The sequence below is a fragment of the Vibrio sp. D173a genome, assembly GCF_030248475.1.
This window is the reverse complement of record NZ_JAHGAH010000286.1, coordinates 1-845: the sequence shown is the minus strand read 5'-3', so window position 1 is coordinate 845 and position 845 is coordinate 1. Positions and strand designations below refer to the sequence as shown.

Sequence of the window (845 nt, the reverse complement as noted above, 5' to 3'; positions counted from 1 at the left end):
CTTTCTGCAGGTGTACCACCAATGGTTCGTATTGATGGTGATGTAAGAAAACTGGGCATTCCAGCGTTTACACACCAAGAAGTGCACCGTTTGGTTTTTGAAATCATGAACGATGCGCAGCGCAGTGAGTTCGAAGAAAAACTCGAAGTCGACTTTTCATTTGAATTGCATAACGTTGGCCGTTTTCGTGTCAACGCTTTCAACCAATCTCGCGGTTGTGCGGCGGTGTTCCGTACCATCCCAAGTAGCATTCCAACACTGGAAGAGTTAGAAGCTCCTGAGATCTTCAGAAAAATCGCCAATGCGGAAAAAGGTTTGGTACTGGTTACTGGCCCAACGGGTTCTGGTAAATCGACTACCTTGGCTGCCATTGTTGACTACATTAACCGTAATCACAATAAGCACGTCCTAACAATTGAAGATCCGATTGAATTTGTTCACACCAACAATAAGTGTCTTATCAACCAACGTGAAGTACACCGTGATACACACAGCTTCCAAAACGCGCTGCGCAGCGCGCTACGTGAAGACCCGGATGTGATTCTAGTTGGTGAGATGCGTGATAAAGAAACCATCAGTTTGGCGCTGACGGCTGCTGAAACGGGTCACCTTGTTTTCGGTACGTTGCACACTAGCTCGGCAGCGAAAACCATCGACCGTATTATTGACGTCTTCCCTGGTAGCGACAAAGACATGGTGCGTTCGATGCTGTCGGAATCATTGCGTTCGGTTATCGCGCAAAAACTTCTGAAACGTAACGGCGGCGGTCGAATCGCGTGTCACGAAATCATGATGGCTACGCCTGCGATCCGTAACCTTATTCGTGAAGACAAAGTCGCGCAGAT

General features: G+C 47.8%; 1 protein-coding gene. It reads left to right on the top strand.

Translation table 11 applies throughout. From position 1 onward, the window contains the following. Positions 1 to 845: type IV pilus twitching motility protein PilT (locus tag KIV40_RS24290; RefSeq protein WP_285351743.1), on the top strand; the 845-nt coding region annotated here is incomplete at both ends.